General features: G+C 72.0%; 15 protein-coding genes. 4 read left to right on the top strand and 11 right to left on the bottom strand.

From position 1 onward, the window contains the following. Window positions 1-12: 12 nt before the first annotated feature. From ACYVLJ_RS37190 to ACYVLJ_RS37180, 3 genes are read right to left on the bottom strand one after another with little or no spacing between them, the layout of a single operon-like run. Window positions 13-444, bottom strand: coding sequence for a pyridoxamine 5'-phosphate oxidase family protein (locus tag ACYVLJ_RS37190; RefSeq protein ID WP_460442189.1), 432 nt, complete (start codon window positions 442-444; stop codon window positions 13-15). 4 nt (window positions 445-448) lie between these two features. Then, window positions 449-1546: a cytochrome P450 gene (locus tag ACYVLJ_RS37185; RefSeq protein WP_460442188.1), complete on the bottom strand. Its 1098-nt coding sequence runs from the start codon at window positions 1544-1546 to the stop codon at window positions 449-451. Then, window positions 1543-2079, bottom strand: a complete 537-nt coding sequence (locus ACYVLJ_RS37180; protein ID WP_451984497.1) for a TetR/AcrR family transcriptional regulator — start codon at window positions 2077-2079, stop codon at window positions 1543-1545. Before ACYVLJ_RS37180 ends, ACYVLJ_RS37185 begins: the two co-directional genes overlap by 4 nt. 90 nt (window positions 2080-2169) lie before the next feature. Between ACYVLJ_RS37180 and ACYVLJ_RS37175 the strand changes: the two genes are divergently transcribed. After that, on the top strand, window positions 2170-3189 hold the full coding sequence (locus ACYVLJ_RS37175; RefSeq protein ID WP_460442187.1) for an aldo-keto reductase family protein: 1020 nt from the start codon (window positions 2170-2172) through the stop codon (window positions 3187-3189). After that, window positions 3189-4043 carry an LLM class oxidoreductase gene (locus tag ACYVLJ_RS37170; protein WP_460442186.1) on the top strand — a complete coding sequence of 285 codons (855 nt, stop codon included), beginning with the start codon at window positions 3189-3191 and terminating at the stop codon, window positions 4041-4043. Before ACYVLJ_RS37175 ends, ACYVLJ_RS37170 begins: the two co-directional genes overlap by 1 nt. A gap of 1 nt (window position 4044) precedes the next feature. On the opposite strand, the gene ACYVLJ_RS37165 is transcribed toward ACYVLJ_RS37170, so the two are convergent. The 4 genes from ACYVLJ_RS37165 to ACYVLJ_RS37150 are packed head-to-tail and all read right to left on the bottom strand — an operon-like array spanning window position 4045 to window position 8170. Then, complete coding sequence (locus ACYVLJ_RS37165; protein WP_460442185.1) at window positions 4045-4860, bottom strand: carbohydrate ABC transporter permease; 816 nt, start codon at window positions 4858-4860, stop codon at window positions 4045-4047. Then, window positions 4857-5921: a carbohydrate ABC transporter permease gene (locus ACYVLJ_RS37160; protein ID WP_451984489.1), complete on the bottom strand. Its 1065-nt coding sequence runs from the start codon at window positions 5919-5921 to the stop codon at window positions 4857-4859. Before ACYVLJ_RS37160 ends, ACYVLJ_RS37165 begins: the two co-directional genes overlap by 4 nt. 4 nt (window positions 5922-5925) lie before the next feature. Continuing rightward, on the bottom strand, window positions 5926-7155 hold the full coding sequence (locus ACYVLJ_RS37155; protein ID WP_460442184.1) for a sugar ABC transporter substrate-binding protein: 1230 nt from the start codon (window positions 7153-7155) through the stop codon (window positions 5926-5928). Between the two features lie 25 nt (window positions 7156-7180). Continuing rightward, complete coding sequence (locus ACYVLJ_RS37150) at window positions 7181-8170, bottom strand: LacI family DNA-binding transcriptional regulator (RefSeq protein ID WP_460442183.1); 990 nt, start codon at window positions 8168-8170, stop codon at window positions 7181-7183. Between the two features lie 116 nt (window positions 8171-8286). Between ACYVLJ_RS37150 and ACYVLJ_RS37145 the strand changes: the two genes are divergently transcribed. Next, window positions 8287-10311 carry a glycogen debranching N-terminal domain-containing protein gene (locus tag ACYVLJ_RS37145; RefSeq protein WP_460442182.1) on the top strand — a complete coding sequence of 675 codons (2025 nt, stop codon included), beginning with the start codon at window positions 8287-8289 and terminating at the stop codon, window positions 10309-10311. On the opposite strand, the gene ACYVLJ_RS37140 is transcribed toward ACYVLJ_RS37145, so the two are convergent. Together ACYVLJ_RS37140 and ACYVLJ_RS37135 are read right to left on the bottom strand one after the other, a co-directional pair. Continuing rightward, complete coding sequence (locus tag ACYVLJ_RS37140; protein ID WP_460442181.1) at window positions 10282-10968, bottom strand: class I SAM-dependent methyltransferase; 687 nt, start codon at window positions 10966-10968, stop codon at window positions 10282-10284. The two genes, ACYVLJ_RS37145 and ACYVLJ_RS37140, sit on opposite strands and share 30 nt — an antisense overlap. Then, entirely contained in the window at window positions 10965-11369 is a 405-nt protein-coding gene (locus tag ACYVLJ_RS37135) for an SRPBCC family protein (protein WP_451984479.1), read from the bottom strand. Before ACYVLJ_RS37135 ends, ACYVLJ_RS37140 begins: the two co-directional genes overlap by 4 nt. 53 nt (window positions 11370-11422) lie before the next feature. On the opposite strand from ACYVLJ_RS37135, the gene ACYVLJ_RS37130 reads away from it, so the two are divergent. Continuing rightward, window positions 11423-11839 (top strand): MarR family winged helix-turn-helix transcriptional regulator, encoded by a 417-nt coding sequence (locus ACYVLJ_RS37130; RefSeq protein WP_451984477.1) that lies wholly within the window; start codon window positions 11423-11425, stop codon window positions 11837-11839. 4 nt (window positions 11840-11843) lie between these two features. Here the strand turns inward: ACYVLJ_RS37130 and ACYVLJ_RS37125 are convergent, their stop codons facing one another. After that, complete coding sequence (locus tag ACYVLJ_RS37125) at window positions 11844-13799, bottom strand: cellulose binding domain-containing protein (RefSeq protein WP_460442180.1); 1956 nt, start codon at window positions 13797-13799, stop codon at window positions 11844-11846. 79 nt (window positions 13800-13878) lie between these two features. After that, window positions 13879-17196, bottom strand: coding sequence for an error-prone DNA polymerase (locus ACYVLJ_RS37120; RefSeq protein WP_460442179.1), 3318 nt, complete (start codon window positions 17194-17196; stop codon window positions 13879-13881). Window positions 17197-17267: the final 71 nt, after the last annotated feature.

Raw genomic sequence — 17267 nt, 5'->3', positions numbered from 1 at the left:
GCTGGTCGTGACCTACTCGCGCTCGATCTTGCGGAGGCCGGCCGCCGGCGTCCACCACTCCACCACCAGCAGCGTCGCCGCCGCGTTGAGGTGCGTGTGGACCACTTCGGCGATGTCCACGCGGAAGCCGTCGCCGGTGTCGACCGCCCGGCCGGCGATCTTCGCCTCCCCCGGCCACTCCGCTTCGGCACCCTCGACCGGGTCGACCGTCGCGCTGTGCACCGCCAGCCGCGGGTCGCGCTTCAGGTCGGCGCCCTTGCGCGCGTCCGGCATCGAGCCGAACGTGAGCTCGCCGTCCTTGAAGGCCAGTTCGATGCCCGAGATCCGGGGCGAGCCGTCGGCCCGGAGGGTCGCCATCGTCTTGTGCCGATGCGCGTCGAACAGCTCCCGCACGCGCTGAGCGAATCCGGGTTCCGCCGCTTCGACCTCACGCCACGCCGTCATACCGTCATGATGGCAGCCATCTCGCGTGCACACCCGGAGGTTTGCGGAACACCAGCCCGTTCGGCGCGGACGGCTCCGCGAGCGTGATCCCGGGCAGCCGGTCGAGCACGGTCTCCACGGCGATCCGCGTCTCCAGCCGGGCCAGGTCGGCGCCCAGGCAGAAGTGCGGGCCGTGCGCGAAGGCCAGCTGTTTGCGCAGGCCGGGACGGCTCGGGTCGAACACGTCCGGGTCCGGGAACACCGCGGGATCGCGGTTGGCGGCCGTGAGCGACACCGTCACGAGGTCGCCCCGGGCGATCGACGCCCCGCCGAGCGGGACGTCGCGGGTCGCGTACCGGTCGACCACCGCCGCCGCGGGTTCCAGCCGCAGCGACTCCTCGATGGCGTCCGGGAGGTGCACGCCGGGCTTCGGGTCGCGCAGGAGGTGCAGCAGGAGGTTGGCGATCATGCCTTCCGTGGTCTCGATGCCGCCGAACATCAGCACCGCGGCGTTCGAGACCACCTCCGGCAAGGCCAACGCCGAGGCCGCGTCCGTCAGCACCGAGCGACGCCCGACCGAGCCCTCGAGGTGCTCGCGCAGCTCGCCGAACGCTTCCGCACCGCGGGAGTCCGTCGGGCGGCCGGCCGAGATGTCGTCCACTGTGGACACGATCGCGTCGTACCACGCCAGCACCCGGGACGTGTCGGTGTCGTCCAGGCCGAGCGCGAAAGCCACCACGGCGACCGAAAGCGGCCCGGCCAGCGAACGCCGCAGCTCAGCTCGCCCATCGGCGGCGAACCCGTCGACCAGCCGGGTGCATTCGGCGCGGACGAACCCTTCGAACCGCTCGGAGATCTCCCGCGGCCGGAAGTGCCGCGAAAACGGCGCCCGGTGCCGCGCGTGCTCGGCCGCGTCCCGCGACAGCATCGACGGGCCGACGACCTGGGCCGTCGAAAAGCGCGGGTCGTCGACGGTGAAGGTCGCCGCGTCGCGCATCACCTGCAGCGCCAGGTCGTGCCGCGTCACCAGCCAGCCGTTCAACGCCGGCAGCCAGGCCACCGGCTCGGTCGCCCGCAGGCGCGCCAGCAGCGGGTACGGGTCGGTCGTGAGCTGCTCGATCACGCCCGCAGCCCCGCGATCAGCAGCCCGACCAGCCGCCGCGCGTCGTAGTCCGGGTTGTCCTCCGCGCCGATGCACAGGTTGCCGACCCCGCGCATCAGCTCGAGCGGACGCACCCGCGCGGTCAGCTCGGCCGCTTCGAGCAGCTCGGCGCACACCGGGACCAGCCGGTCGAGGAAGTACGCGTGCAGCGTGTCGAAGCCGTCGCCCTGCAGGACCCCGGCCAGGCCGTGCTTGGTGACGAGGAAGTCGACGAACAGGTCGATCCACTGCGCCAGTGCCTCGTGCGGCGAACCGGCCGAGGCCAGCAGCGACGGACCCGCGGCTGCGCAGGCCTCCACCTGGTGCCGGTAGACGGCGATGATCAGGTCCGCCCGCGTCGGGAAGTGGCGGTAGATCGTGCCCATCCCGACCCCGGCCTTCGCGGCGATGTCGCGGACCGGCGCGTCGACCCCGGACGCGACGAAGACCGCGGCCGCCGCGTCGAGCAGCGTCTTCTCGTTGCGCTGCGCGTCGGCGCGTTTGGGTCTGCCCACGTGTCCTCCCAGGTTGCTAAACGGAACACTGCTCCGTATTGTTAGCGGAGCAACGTTCCGTTTCACCATGATGTCACGGAGGACCCTCCCATGCAGTACCGCACCCTGGGCCGCACCGGCGTCCAGGTCAGCACCCTCGCGCTCGGCGCGATGAACTTCGGCGCGATCGGCCGCACCACCCAGGACGAGGCCACCGCCCTCGTCGACGCCGCCCTCGAAGGCGGTGTCAACCTGATCGACACGGCCGACATGTACGGCCAGGGCGAGTCGGAGGTGATGGTCGGCCGGGCGATCAAGGGCCGTCGCGACGACCTGGTCCTCGCCACCAAGGCCGCCATGCCGATGGGCGACGAGCGCAACCACCAGGGCAGCTCCCGCCGCTGGCTCAGCAAAGCCCTCGACGACAGCCTGCGCCGCCTCGACGTCGACCACGTCGACCTCTACCAGGTCCACCGCTGGGACCCGCGCACCAGCGACGAGGAAACGCTTTCCGCCCTGACGGACCTGCAGCGCGCGGGCAAGATCCGCGCCTTCGGCTCGTCGACGTTCCCGGCGTACCGGATCGTCCAGGCCCAGTGGGCCGCGCGCGAGCACCACCTGACCCGGTACACCACCGAGCAGCCCAGCTACTCCATCCTGCAGCGCGGCATCGAGTCGCACGTCCTCCCGGTGACCCAGGAGTACGGCCTCGGCGTGCTGGCCTGGAGCCCGCTGGCGTCCGGCTGGCTGTCGGGCGCGGTCCGCGCCGGCCAGGAGATCGGCACCAACCGGTCGCGGGTCCTGCCGCAGCGCTTCGACCTCGCCGACCCGGCCAACCAGGCCCGGCTCGACGCCGTCGAAAAGCTCGCCAAGCTGGCCGGCCAAGCGGCGCTTTCGCTGATTCAGCTCGCGCTCGGGTTCGTGACCGCGCACCCCGGTGTGACCAGCGCGTTGCTCGGGCCGCGCACGCTCGATCACCTGAAGTCCCAGCTCGAGGCGGCCGACACGGTGCTGCCCGCCGACGTGCTCGACGAGATCGACACCATCGTCGCGCCCGGCGTCGACCTGGCCGCCCACGAGAAGTTCGACACCCCGCCCGCCCTGCTCGACCCGTCCCTCCGGAGGCGTTGATGACCAGCTTCGGCATCATGACCGCGCCCATGAACGTGGGCTACGCCGAAATCCAGCGCGTCTGGCGCGAAGCCGACGCGATCCCCGAGATCGAGCACGCCTGGCTGTTCGACCACCTCATGCCGATCGGCGGCGACCCCGACGGCCCGATCTTCGAAGGCTGGACGCTGCTCTCGGCGCTGGCCGCGCAGACCGAGCGGATCCGGCTCGGCCTGATGGTGACCAGCAATCGCTTCCGCCCGCCCGCCGTGCTGGCGAAGATCGCGACCACGGTGGACATCGTGTCCGGCGGCCGCCTCGACTTCGGCATCGGCGCCGGCTCCCGCCCGAGCCATCCCCTGGCCCGCCGCGAATACGACGGTCACGGCCTGCCCTACCACACCCAGGACGACGCCGTCGCCGCGCTCGCCGAGGCCTGCACGGTCATCCGTCGCTTGTGGACGGAGGAGGCGCCGTTCGACTTCGACGGCGAGTACGTCAAGCTCAAGGGCGCCTTCGGGAACCCGAAGCCGGTGCAGCGGCCGCACCCGCCGTTCATGATCGGCGGCCGGGCGAGCGCGACGCTGCGCGTGGTCGCCGAACACGCGGACCAGTGGAACATCCCGGGCGGCGGCGACATCGAGGACCTGGCGGGGCGCAGCAGGCTGCTCGACCGCTACTGCGACGAGATCGGCCGCGACCCGGCGTCGGTCACCCGCTCGATCTTCCTGCCCGTCGACTACGACAAGCCCGCTGCCACCAGGGAAAAGATCGAAGAGGCGGTCGGCGCCGGGTTCGGCCACGTCGTGCTCGGCCTGGCGAACCCGTACCCGGACGGCGTCGTGCGGTGGGTCGCCGACGAGCTGATCCGCTGACCTACTTGTCGGTTCCTTCGTAGCTGCCCTGGGTGAACCGGCGCGAGAAGACGAAGTAGACGATCGCGACCGGCAACGTCATCAGCAGCGCCGCGGCGAGCTTCAGCGGGAACTGGTTGCCCTGGCCGAGCTCGCCGGACACCAGGCTCGCCACGCCGCTGGTCAACGTGTTCAGCGCCGGATCCTGCCGCGACACGATGTAGTGCGGCAGCTCGTTCCAGGAACCCTGGAACGACAGGATGGTCACGGTGATCAACGCCGGTTTCGACATCGGCAGCACCACCGACCAGAACGTGCGGAAGGGGCCCGCGCCGTCGATCCGCGCGGCCTCCTCCACGCTCACCGGCACGGTGTCGAAGAACTGCTTCATGATGAACACGCCGGCGCCGTCGACGAGCAGCGGGATGATCATGCCCGCGTAGCTGTCGTACATCCCGAACTGGTTGAGCACCAGGAACTTCGGGATCAGCAGCACCACGCTCGGGACGGCGATGACCGCCAGGACGGCCCCGAAGACCGCGTTCCGGCCGCGGAAGCGCAGCCGGGACAGGGCATAGCCGGCCAGGGAGTCGAAGACGACCCGGCCGACGGTGATCGCCACCGAGACGAACACCGAGTTCGCCGCCCACCGCGGGAAGTCCTGCTCGGCGAGCGTCCGGAAGACGCTCGCCGACCATTCCCGCGGCCAGGGCAGGAGCGGGTGGGCGGTCGCGTCGGCGTCGGTCTTGAAGGCCGTCGCGAGCTGGATGAGGAAGGGGTAGACGTACAGCGCCGCGACCAGGACGAGGACCGCGTACCCGAGCCAGCGTTTCCTCATCGGCGCTCCCGCAGGGCCCAGCGCTGCACCAGAGTGAAGGCCACGATCACGACGAACAGGAGGAACGCGATCGCCGCGCCCTGGCCCCACTGGTGGCCGATGAACGACGACGAGTACGACAGGTAGGCCGGGGTCAGCGTGGTGTTGGCCGGGTTGCCGCGGCTGAGCACGTAGACCTGGTCGAAGACCTGCCAGGTCCCGATCAGGCCGAGCGTCAGCACCAGGAACAGCGTCGGCCGCAGCTGCGGCAGGGTGACACGCCAGAAGCGCTGCCACGTCGTCGCGCCGTCGATCAGCGCGGCCTCGTCGACCGACGGCGGCAGGTTCTGCAGCGCCGCGTAGAACATCAGCATGAACCCGCCGGTGGAGGTCCAGACGACGAGCACGATGATCGAGCACATCGCCACGCTCGGGCCGGCCAGCCAGTCCCACCAGGACAGTCCGAGGAACCCGTGGCCCGTCAGCGCGGACGGCGGGTTCGCCGGGTCGCCGACGGCGAGGTGGAAGATCCCGCGCGGGTCGGCGAACCAGCTCGGACCGTCCACTCCGAACAGTTTCAGCGCGGCGTTCACCGTGCCGGTGCTGGAGAACAGGAACAGGAACACCACGGAGATGGCGACCGAGCTGGTGACGGTCGGGAAGTAGAAGGCGGTCCGGAAGAACTGCCGTCCCTTCAGCTTCTTCTGGTGCAGCACCAGCGCGAGGAACAACGCCAGTGCCGTCTGCAGCGGTACGACGAACAGCACGAAGTAGCCGTTGTTGCGGACGCTGGTGGCGAAGTTCTGGCGCGTCAGCCCGGGTTCGGTGAGCAGCGCGGCGTAGTTGTCCGTGCCGACGAAGTTCACCCGGGAGGAGAACGGGCTGCCGTTGCCGGTCCAGTCGCTGACGCTCACCCAGAGCGCCATCAGGATCGGCAGCACCATGAACAGGCCGAGCACGACCAGCGTCGGGGTGAGGAAGAGCCAGCCGGCCCGGCCGTCGCGCCGGAGGGGGCGGCGGCCCCGGGTGCCGCGCGGGGGTGCGGCACCCGGGGTCACCGGCGTGGCGAGCAGCGTGCCCACGGCGTCACTGCCCGAGCGCGGCGGCGGTGTTCTGCTGCAGCTGCTGCAGGATCCGCTTCGGGTCGGCGCCCGGCAGCTGCTGCAGCTGGGCGTCGAAGTCGGTCAGCACGGGGTCCATCTTGGCGAGCGTGACGGGCCCGTGCGCGTACTCGGCACCGGCGACGAACGCCGACTGCGCGGGGAACTTCTGCTCGTACTGCGCGCGCACGGACTGCCGCGACGGGATCACGCCGAACGCCTCGGCGAACGCGAGCTGCTGCTGCGGCTGCATGAACGAGTCGACGAGCTGCTTGGCCTGCTCCTGGAACTTGCTCTTGGCGGCGATGCCCCAGCACTGCGTGAACGACAGCGTGCCGGGCCCGGCCGGGCCGGCGGGCAGCGCGACGACGCGGTACTTGACGTTCGGGTAGTCCTTCTTCATGCCGCCGGCCAGCCAGTTGCCGTCGATGCTCATCGACGCCTTGTGCTGGCCGAACGCCTCGCCGGAGTCCCCGGCGCCGATCTGCTTCGGGTACTTCGCGACGCCGGAAGAGAGCAGGTCGCGGACGTAGGTGAGGGCCTGGAGGTTCTGCGGGGTGTCCGCGGTGGCCTTCTTCTGGTCGGCGTCGAGCGACCAGCCGCCGGCCTGGACCAGGAATGCGCCGATCCGGTCGCGGGTGTCGTTGAAGACCAGCCCGGTGCGGCCGCCGGTGGTCAGCTTCCGCGCGACGGTCTTGAGCTGGTCCCACGTCTTGGGGACGTCGTCGCCGGTCAGCCCGGCCGCGGCCCAGTCGTCGGTGTTGATCGCCAGGCCCAGGGTCGAGAAGTCCTTGGGAGCGCAGTAAAGCTTGCCGTCCTTGGTGAACGTCGTGCGCAGCGTCGGGTAGAGGTCGTCCTTGTAGGACAGTCCGTCGCCGTAGGGCAGCATTTCGTCGGCGTAGCCCTGGAACTTGGTGGCGTCGACGGCGAAGACGTCCGGCGGGCTGCCCGCCGCGAAGCCCTGGCTCAGCTGCTGCGCGAGGTCGTTGGCGCTGATCACCTCGGCCTTGTTGCCGTCCTTGCCCCAAGCCGCGGCGGCGTCCTGCATCGCCTTGGTTTCGGCGCTGCCGCTGGCGGCGATCATCACCTTCAGCGTGGCGGGCCCGGTCTGCTGGGTGGCGGGCTTCGACGAGTCGTCGAAACCACTGCCGCAAGCGGAAAGCGGGAGCAACAGGCCGGCCGCCGCGAAGGCGGCCACAGTTCGGCGGGGAAGCATCGATCCTCCTTGATCGTGCGGGGACTCAGGTCGTGCGCAGGACGAGGTGCGGGGTGAACAGGGTGGTCGCGGGCTCGGTCTGCCCGCGCAGGATGGTCCGCAGCTGCCGCACGCACTCGGCGGCGACGTCGGAGATGGGCTGCGCGACGCTGCTCAGGCCCAGCACCGCGGCGGTCGGGGTGTCGTCGAAGCCGATGACGGAAGCGTCGGCGCCGGGGCGGATGCCGCGGTCGCGCAGTTCGGCCGTCACGCCGAGGGCGAGGGAGTCGCTGGCGCAGACGAAGGCAGTCGGGTGGTGCGCGTCGAGCAGGCGGGCGGCGGCCGAGCGGCCACCCTCGACGCCGTCGTACACCGCGACCTGCGGGCCTTCGCCCACCCCGGCCGCGGCCAGCCCGGCGGCCCAGCCCGCGCGGCGGTCGTCACCACTGCCCGAGCCCTCCGGCCAGCCGACGAAGGCGATCTTCCGGTGGCCCTGGCGCACCAGGTGGTCGGTGGCCAGGCGGGTGCCGGCGGCGCCGTCGACGTCGACCCAGGGGTGGGTGTCCTCGGCACCCCACGGGCGGCCGAAGGACACGAACGGCAGCTCGCGCTCGAGCAGCCAGCGGGTGCGCAGGTCGTCGTGGTGGGTGTTGGTCAGCACGAAGCCGTCGATGCCGACCGACGCGATCAGGTCGGCGTAGGCGCGGGTCTCGGCTTCGTCGTCGGCCGCGGTGAACAGCATGATCCGGTGGTCGAAGCGTTCGGCGGTCGCGGTGAGCGAGTGCAGGAACTGGTCGAGGACGACGCCGCTGACGCCGTTGCCCGACGGCGGGATGCAGAGCCCGATGATCTGCGAACGCGTGGTGCGCATCTGCCGCGCGGCCGTGTTCGGGCGGTAGCCCAGCTTCTCGATGGCGGCTTGGACGCGTTCGCGCGTCTCCGGGCTGACGACCTCGGGCGAGTTGATCACGTTCGAGACGGTCTGGCGCGACACAGCGGCCTCCTCGGCCACCGAGTTCAGCGTGGGCCGTCCCATGTGTTCGCCTCCGGTTTGAACGTTCAACTGGCGGCAACTCTGACCCCTGCGGCGTTGAGCTGTCAAGACCTCGGATCCAGTTGACATTCTTTCGTTTGATCGATCCAATCGTAGGCATGGCCGACCTTCAGCCCCTGCTCCACGACCTCGCGATCGCCCTGCACGCGCCGACCGTCGTCCTGTCCGGCCGGGACGGGCAGATCCGCGCCGGCGGAACCCAAGGGCTCCTGCACGGTGACCTGCGGCTGCTCAGCGAAGCCGTCGTGACGGTCGACGGGGACGAACCGGAGGCCATCGGCGGCGACGAACCCGGCGCCGGCCACGCCCGGTTCACCGGGCTGCTGCGCCGGCTCGGCCGGCCGGGGCCCGACCCGACCGTGTGGCTGCGGCGCGACCGGCGCGTCACGGCGGACGGGATGACCGAGGAGCTCTCGCTCGTCTCGACCGGCGGGGTGAGCCGCCGCCACGTCGTGGAAGTGGTGCTGGCGGCCGACTTCGCACCGATCGACGAGATCAAGTCGGGGGGCCGTCGCGCGCCCGTCGTCCCGGACGGCAGACGGTGGACCACGGACTCGGCGGTCTCCGAGGTGACGGCCGAGGGCGCCGAAGCCGTCGCCGACGGCCCCCGCGTCCGGCTGCGGTGGACCGTCGAGGGCCCGGCCACCCTGCGCTGGTCAGTGCGGGTGTCCGACGAGCGGGCGCTGTTCGTCCCGGGCGGCACGCGACTGCCGCGTCCTTCGGTGCACGCCGACGACCGCCGCCTCACGGCGTTGCTCGACCGGGCGCTCGACGACCTCGACGGCCTCCTGCTCGCCGAGCGCGAGCACCCCGCCGACGCGTTCGCCGGCGCGGGCGCGCCGTGGTTCCTGACGTTGTTCGGCCGCGACAGCCTCTGGGCGGCGCGGCTCGCGTTGCCGCTCTCGGTGGGCCTCGCGGGCGGCACGCTCCGGACGCTCGCCCGGGCGCAGGGCACGCGGCACGACCCGGCGACCGGCGAAGCGCCGGGCAAGATCCTGCACGAGCGGCGCCGGGATCCGATCGAGCTGCACGACGCGTCGCTGCCCGCCGAGTACTACGGGACGGTCGACGCGACGGCGTTGTGGGTGTGCCTGCTGCACGACGCGTGGCGCTGGGGCCTGCCCGAGGACGAGGTCCGCGACCTGCTGCCGACGCTGCGGTTCGCGTTGTCCTGGATCACGGGCGCCGCCGACTCGGACGGCGACGGGTTCGCCGAATACCGCGACGAGAGCGGCCGCGGCCTGGCCAACCAGGGCTGGAAGGACTCGGGCGACGCGGTCCGCTTCTTCGACGGCGAGCAGGCGAAGCCGCCGATCGCCCTGGCGGAAGTCCAGGCGTACCAACACGAAGCCGTCGAGCGCTCGGTCACGTTGCTGACTGCCCTCGGCGAACCTTGCGACGGCCTCGCCGAGTGGGCGTCGGCGCTGCGGACCCGCTTCCGCGACCGGTTCTGGGTGTCCACTTCGGACGGCCACTACCCCGCTTTGGCCCTGGACGGCGACAAGCGCCCGGTCGACGCGCTGACGAGCAACATCGGCCACCTGCTCGGCACCGGCCTGGTCTCCGCCGCGGAAAGCACGTCGATCGGGGCCCTGCTGCTGGACTCCTCACTGGCGTCGGGATTCGGCCTGCGCACGATGAGCGCGTCGGCCGGGGGCTATTCGCCGCTGAGCTACCACTGCGGCTCGATCTGGCCCCACGACACGGCGGTCGTCGTCCGGGGTCTGCAGCGCTCCGGCCAAGGTCCGCTGGCCGCTTCGCTGGCCGCGCAACTGCTCACGGCCGCCCCGGCGTTCGGCTACCGGCTGCCGGAGCTGTTCTCCGGGCACGGTCCCGACGAGACGTCGGCGCCGCTCCCCTACCCGGCGTCGTGCCGTCCGCAGGCCTGGTCGGCGGCGGCCGCGGTGACGCTGCTGATGGCGTTCCTCGGCTTGGACGCCGACGTCCCGGCCGGGACGGTGACGCTGTCCCCGCCACGGCCGAGCCCGGTGGGTGCGGTGCGAGTCCACGGCCTGCCACTGGCGGGCGGCACCCTGGACGTCGCGATCAACGCGGCCGGCGAAGTCACCGAACTGCGGCTGCCACCGGGCTTTTCACTCCTTCCGGAACAGGGCGGCGAGTAGGAACGGGACGCCGAAGAGGCCGCCCTTTTCGGCCATCGGGCGGAGTTCGACCTCGGTGTAGCCGGCGAAGAGGCGGCGCAGTTCCGCCGGGGTGTAGGCGAGGCCGCCGTGGAGGCTGCCGTCGCGGTAGAGCTGCGCGTCCGGGAGTTCGGTGCCGGAGTTCGCGTCACCGGTGCCCGCGGCGAAGCACACCAGGCCGAAGTGACCGCCGGGTTTCAGGTACCGGTCGAGCAGCGCCAGGTAGCTGATCCGCCGGTGCGGGGCGAGGTGGTGCAGGCACCCCGAGTCGTAGACCAGGTCGTACGCCTCGTGCGGCAGGTCCATGGCGAAGATGTCGGTTTGGTGGAACCGAAGGCCGGGTGCGCGTTCCCGCGCCCACGCGATGGCGGACGCCGAGCCGTCGACCGCGTCGACTTCGTAGCCCGCCTCGGCGAGCCGCCGCGCGTTGCGTCCTGGGCCGCACCCCAGTTCCAGCGCGCGGCCGCCGTCGAGCGGGCCTTCGCGGAGCCAGGCGTCGAGGTTCTCGTCGGGCCGGTCGGCGAAGAACGGGATCGGGCGGTCGCGGTCTTCGTAGAAGCCGTCCCAGGAGATGGGGGTGCCGACCAGGTCGTCGAGCATGCGCAGCAGGTCGTCGAGCGTTCGGATTTCGCGGTTCACCGTTCGACGCGCTCGCGGACCGCGCGCAGTTCCTGGTCGACCACCGCCATCTGCGCGTCGACCGCCGCGGGGTCGGTGTCCGCGGGGAAGAACAGGCTGAAGATGAGCTCGGCGCCCGTCAGGTTCGGCACCACGCGCGTGAACAGGCCCAGGTTCGGCGCGTCCGCGCTGACGACGTCGACCACGCCGTGCGCCTTGGCCGCCTTCACGACGACCTGCCGTGGGCCGGCTTCGGTGTGGACACGCCAGATTTCGTCGTGGTCGTGCTCGATGGCGGACGCGAAGCCCGGCGCCCACTCCGGCACGTGGCGGGGGTCGGCGAGGTAGTCGAAGACCTGCTCGGGCGAGGTGGCGACGGAGATCGAGCGCGTCTCGGCGCGCCCCGGCGCGAATGATGTCATGACGCAAACGATACGCACCTGCTTATCATCTGTCCACGCGTAAGATTCCGGCGGTGAACGAGGACGACGATCTCGGGGCCCTCTGCGCCGGCGCGGGCCGGGTGCTGGCCGAAGCCGAGCGGCCCGTGCTCGAGGAGCACGGGCTCTCGATGTGGCAGTACGTGGTGCTGTCCGCCCTCTCCTCCGGGGCGGCGGCGAGCCAGCTGGCCCTGGCCCAGCAGATCCACTACGACAAGACCCGCTTGATCGCCCTGCTGGACGGCCTGGAGGCGGCCGGGCTGGTCGTCCGCGAGCCGGACCCGGCGGACCGCCGCGCCCGCATCGTCCGGCTGACCCCGTCCGGCGCGCGAAGGCACGCTTCGGTGCGCGCCGGAATCAGGGTGGTCGAAGACCGGCGGCTGGCGGGCCTGGACGCCGACGCGCAGCGCGTGCTGCGGTCGGCGCTGGCCCACCTGGCCAATTCGGGCTGACCGCTCAGCCGAGGGCGCACACCTCGCCGTTCAGCCGGAATGCCGTCGGCAGGATGTTCGGGCCGCCGTAGTCCGCTACGAACCCGATGTCCGCGGCCAGGGCAGCCGATGACGTCACCTTCACCGCCGACCCCTCCTGGGTCCACGTTCCGTTCCACCCGCTCGTGATCCGCTGGCGCGCCGTCGGCCAGGTGAACGTCAACGTCCAATCACCCACCGGGGCCGCCGAAGCCACGTGGATCCCGCCGACGAAACCGCTCGCCCAGTCGTTGACGTCGGTCAGCCGGACCGTGCAGCCGCTCGCCGACGGCGCGCCGGTCGTCAGCGTCAGCGGGGGTGACGCCCACGAGACGTTGCCCGCGCCGTCCCGGGCCAGGACGTTCACCGTGTACCGGCTGCCCGGGACCAGGTTGCCGACGGTGAGCGACGTGCCCGTCGTCTCGCCCCACTGCTCGCTGACCACGCCCGCCTGGCGGTACACCTCGTACTTCACGCCCGGCGCCGACGCGGGCCAGCTGATCGTCGCCGTGCGGTCGGTCGTCGTCGCCGCCGGGCGGCCCGGTGCGCTCAGCGCCGGGGCCGCGGAGTGCAGCACCACCGTCGTCAGCGAGTACGGCGGCAGCGTCCGGTCCCACGAAGACGCGCGGGTGATCGACGTCGCGCCGTTCGTGAAGGTGGAGACCTCGGCGACGGACGAAGAGCCGAGGTTCACCACGCGCGCCGCGGACGGATCCTCGTTCACCAGCAACACCGCCAGGTCCCCGTTCGGCCGGCGCACCGCGTGCGCGTCGACCAGCGGGTCGTCCGAGCCCGCCCGGACGAACTGGTCGCCGGGACGCGCGAACGTGCTCAGCATCTTCACGGCGTAGTAGGGCGCGAACGGTGTGTTGAGCGCGGGTTCGCAGCCGCCCGCCAGGCAGGTCGCGCTCGACAGCAGGCCGAAGTCGGCGTAGTCGGGGTAACCAGCCACAGTGGACAGTGCGGTCGCGCCGTTGTGCGTGTCCCACCAGTTGACCGTGAAGACGCCGTTTTCCAGCATGGCCGTGTACGCCTCGGCCGCGAACAGCGCGCCGGGCTGGGTGTTCATGCCCACCGGCGTGTTCGTCTCGGTCAGGGCGATGCCCAGCGGCTTGCCCGCGTAGCGCGTGATCTGCTCGCGCACCAGGTAGAGCAGGTCGTCCACCTGCCCGGTCTTCGTGAGCGCCTCCGCGGCCGTCGCCCCGCCCGGGTACCAGTGCAGCACGGCGAAGTCGACGTGCGGCCCCGCGATCGACAGCACCGTCTGGTTCCACGTAGCGGTGTCGCCGGGGCCGACGATGCCGTCGGGCCAGTTCGCCGGGGTCGTGAGCACCACACCGATCCGCACCGACGGGTCGACGGCCTTCATCGCGTCGGCGTAGGCCACGACGCCGGCGGCGTACCCGGCCGGGCTCTTGTCCTCGTGGTCGTCGGCCTCCCAGTTCGCGCCGTAGTGGCCGTTGCCGTAGAGCTCGTTCCCGATTTCCCAGTAGCGGACGCCGTAGCCCTTGGTGACGTTGGCGTAGCGCACCCAGTCGGCGGCCTCCTGCGGCGTCCCGGTGCCGTAGTTGGCGATGACGATCGGCTGCGCGCCGGCCCGCCGGACGCCGCCCATGAACGTGTCGAAGTCCGTGCCGGGCGCGACGTAGCCGCCGGGCGCGGTGTTGTCCTTCCAGTGGTAGATGTCGCCGTAGGAGCCGCCGGGGTAGCGCATCGTGCGGACCCCGGCGCCGCCGAGGAGGTCGGCCACGGCATCGGTGCCGAGCTGGCTGTCCCACACCGCGTGGTTGACGCCGAGCGCGGTGTCCGGCACGGTGGCCAGCCCCGCTTTGACGTTGACCGTGACGGTCGTCTCGGGCGGCGCCGCCGCGGCCGCCGGTACGGCCGCCACGAGCACCGCGGCCACCGGCCACGCCGCCCAGCGCAGACGTCGAGCTGTCATCGAAGGTCCATCCTCTCGTGGGCACGAACGGATGGCCGGGAGCGCTCTCAGAGCAGAGAACCAGGACCGGGCCCGGAAGTCAACGGAAGTCCCGGGACGGGCCCGCCGCCATCCGGAGGTCGAGGCGCTCGAGCCGGTCCGCGACGAGCGTGACGACTCCCTCGGCCGCCTGGACCCGGCCGCGGACCAGCAGCGCCGCGCTCGTGCGGGCGACCAGCCGCTGCCGGGCCCACAACCCCGGCGAGACCAGGACGTTCGCCATGCCCGTCTCGTCCTCGACGTTGAGGAACGTGATCCCGCCGGCGGTCGCGGGCCGCTGCCGGTGCGTGACCGCGCCGCCGACCCACACCCGCGTCCCGTCCGGCACCCGCGTCAGCTCGGCCGTCGTGATCGCGCCGCGCGCGGCCAGGAACTCGCGCAGGTACTCCACCGGGTGGCTGTCCGGCGAGACGCTCGTGGCCCACAGGTCCGCGGCCGTGACCTCGAGGCGCGTCATGCCCGGCAACGCGGGCGCGTCGAGGCCCGGGGCCAGGCCGGGGAGGTGCCCGGGCCGGGTGGCCGCCGCGGCGCCGGCCGCCCAGAGGTCCTGCCGCCGGTCGCCGCCGAACGCGCCGGCCGTCGCCAGCGCTTCGACGGCGTTCTTCTTCAGCTGGACGCGGCGGGTGAGGTCGCCGACGCCGGCGTACGGGCCGTTCGCGACGCGTTCGGCGACGATCTCGTCCGCGACGGCGTCCCCGAGGTGCCGGACGCCGGCGAGGCCCAGCCGGAGCGCGACGCCGCCGGTGCTCCCGGCGTCGGGTTCGAGCGTCGCGTGCGCGAGGCTGGCGTTGATGTCCGGCTCCCGGACGCGGACGCCGTGGCGGCGCGCGTCGGCGACCAGCGACTGCGGGCTGTAGAAGCCCATCGGCTGCGCGCGCAGCAACCCGGCGCAGAACGCGGCCGGGTAGTAGCGCTTGAACCACGCGCTCGCGTACACCAGCAACGCGAACGACATCGAGTGCGCCTCGGGGAAGCCGTAGCCGGAAAAGGCGTGGATCTGCTCGAAGATCCGCGTCGCCAGCTCGCGGTCGAGGCCGTTGCGCGCGCAGCCGTCGAAGAACCGCGCCATCAGCGCCCGCATCTTCGCGCTCGACCGCTTGGCACCCATCGCCCGGCGCAGCCGGTCGGCCTCGGCCGGGGTGAACGACGCGACGTCCACGGCCATCTGCATCACCTGCTCCTGGAACAGCGGCACCCCGAGCGTCCGGTCCAAACTGGACGCCAGCAGCGGGTGGGCGTGTTCCCACTGCTCGTCGCCGCGGCGGCGCCGGATGTACGGGTGCACCGAGCCGCCCTGGATCGGGCCGGGCCGGATCAGCGCGACCTCAACGACGAGGTCGTAGAACTTCCGCGGCCGCAGCCGCGGCAACGTCGCCAGCTGGGCGCGGGACTCCACCTGGAACACCCCGACCGCGTCCGCCTCGCAGAGCATGTCGTAGACCGCCGGATCGGCGAGGTCGAGCTGCCCGATGTCCACAGTGGACCCGTGGTGGGCGGCGACCAGGTCGATCGTGTAGTGCAGGGCGGACAGCATGCCGAGGCCGAGCAGGTCGAACTTGACCAGCCCGGCGGTCGCGCAGTCGTCCTTGTCCCACTGCAGCACGCTGCGGTCGGCCATGGTGGCCCATTCGACCGGGACCACTTCGGACACCGGCTGCTTCGAGATGACCATTCCGCCGGAGTGGATGCCGAGGTGGCGCGGGAAGTCCTCGATCTGGGCGGCCAGCTCGAGGACGTCGGCGGGGATCTCGCCGGCCGCCTGCTGTTTCGTCGCCGCGACGCCGCCCCAGCGGTCGACGAGCTTGCCGAAGGCGTCCTGCCGGCCGGGGCTGTGCCCGAGCGCCTTCGCGGCGTCGCGGATCGCGGACGGCGCCCGGTAGGTGATGACGTTCGCGACCTGCGCGGCGTGGAAGCGGCCGTGCTTCTCGTAGACGTACTGGATCGCTTCCTCGCGCCGGTCGGACTCGATGTCGATGTCGATGTCCGGCGGGCCGTCGCGCTCGGGGGCCAGGAACCGCTCGAACAGCAGGTTCCACTTCACCGGGTCGGCGTGGCAGATCTCCAGCGCGTAGCAGACCGCCGAGTTCGCGGCCGAACCCCGGCCCTGGCACAGGATCTTCGCCTCCTTGCAGAACCGGACGATGTCCCACACCACCAGGAAGTAGCCGGGGAAGCCCAGGGCCTCGATGATGGCGAGCTCGTGGTCGAGCTGGGCGTAGGCCTTCGGGTTCTCCTCACGCGGCCCGTACCGCTTCGCCGCGCCCGCCCGGGTCAGCTCGCGCAGGAACGACATCTCGTCGTGCCCGGGCGGGACCGGGAACGGCGGCAGGTCCGGCGCGACCAGGGTCAGGTCGAACGCGACCTCGACGCCCAGCACGGCAGCGCGCCCGACCGCGCCCGGGTAGCGGCGCTCGAACCGCCGCCGCTGCTCCATCCCGGAGCGCAGGAACGCCTGGCCCGACGGCGGCCGCCAGCCCTCGAGGTCTTCGGCCGAGCGCCGGGCGCGGACGGCGGCGACCATCTCGGCCACGACGGCGTCGTCCGGGCGGGCGTAGTGCGCGTTGTTCGAGACGACGGTCGGCAGCCGCAGCTCGCGGGCCAGCTCGTCGAGCTGGTCGTTGACCGCGTCGTCGAGGGGCAGCCGGTGGTCGATCAGCTCCACGGCGACGTGCGAGCGCCCGAACCAGCCGACGAGCCGCGCCAGCTCGGCCCGCGCGGCGGCGGGCCCGTGCTCGGCGAGCGCGCGGCGGACCGGCCCCTTGCGGCACCCGGTCAGCACGACGACGTGCCCGGCCAGCTCGCCGACCAGCTCCTCGAGGTCGTAGACCGGACGGCCCTTCTCCCCGCCGGCGATCTGGGCGCGGGAGATGACGCGGCACAGCCGGTGGTAGCCCTCCTGCCGCCGGGCGATCACCAGCAGGTGCGAGCCCTTCGGGTCCGGTTCGCCGGTCTGCGGCGCGGGCAGGTCGAGCGACAGCTCGGCCCCGAAGCCGACCCGGACGCCGAGCTCGCGGGCGGCGTCGTTGAACCGGACGGCGCCGTACATGCCGTCGTGGTCGGTCAGCACCAGCGCGTCGAGCTCGAGCCGCGCGGCCTCCTCGACGAGCGTCTCGGGGTGCGAGGCCCCGTCGAGGAAGCTGAAGTTGGAGTGGACGTGCAGTTCGGCGTAGGGCGCCCGGATCCGGTCACCGCCGTCGTCCCGGCTCCGGCGGTCCCGCAGGTCGCCGGGCGCACCGGCGTACCCTTCGCGTTTGCGCGACCACGCGGGCGAGTCGGAGCCGTCGCCGGGCAGCGGCGCGCGCCCGGAGGCGACCCGCTCCACCTCCGACCACGGCACGCTCGGGTTGTTGAACGCCAAAACCAGCTCCCCACAACGAAAACCCGCCAGGGGGAAGCCGGCGACTACGGTTCGAACACACGGACGACTGC

The organism is Amycolatopsis stemonae, assembly GCF_054781455.1.
The sequence above is the reverse complement of the archived record's forward strand: the minus strand, read 5'-3'. Positions and strand labels throughout refer to the sequence as shown.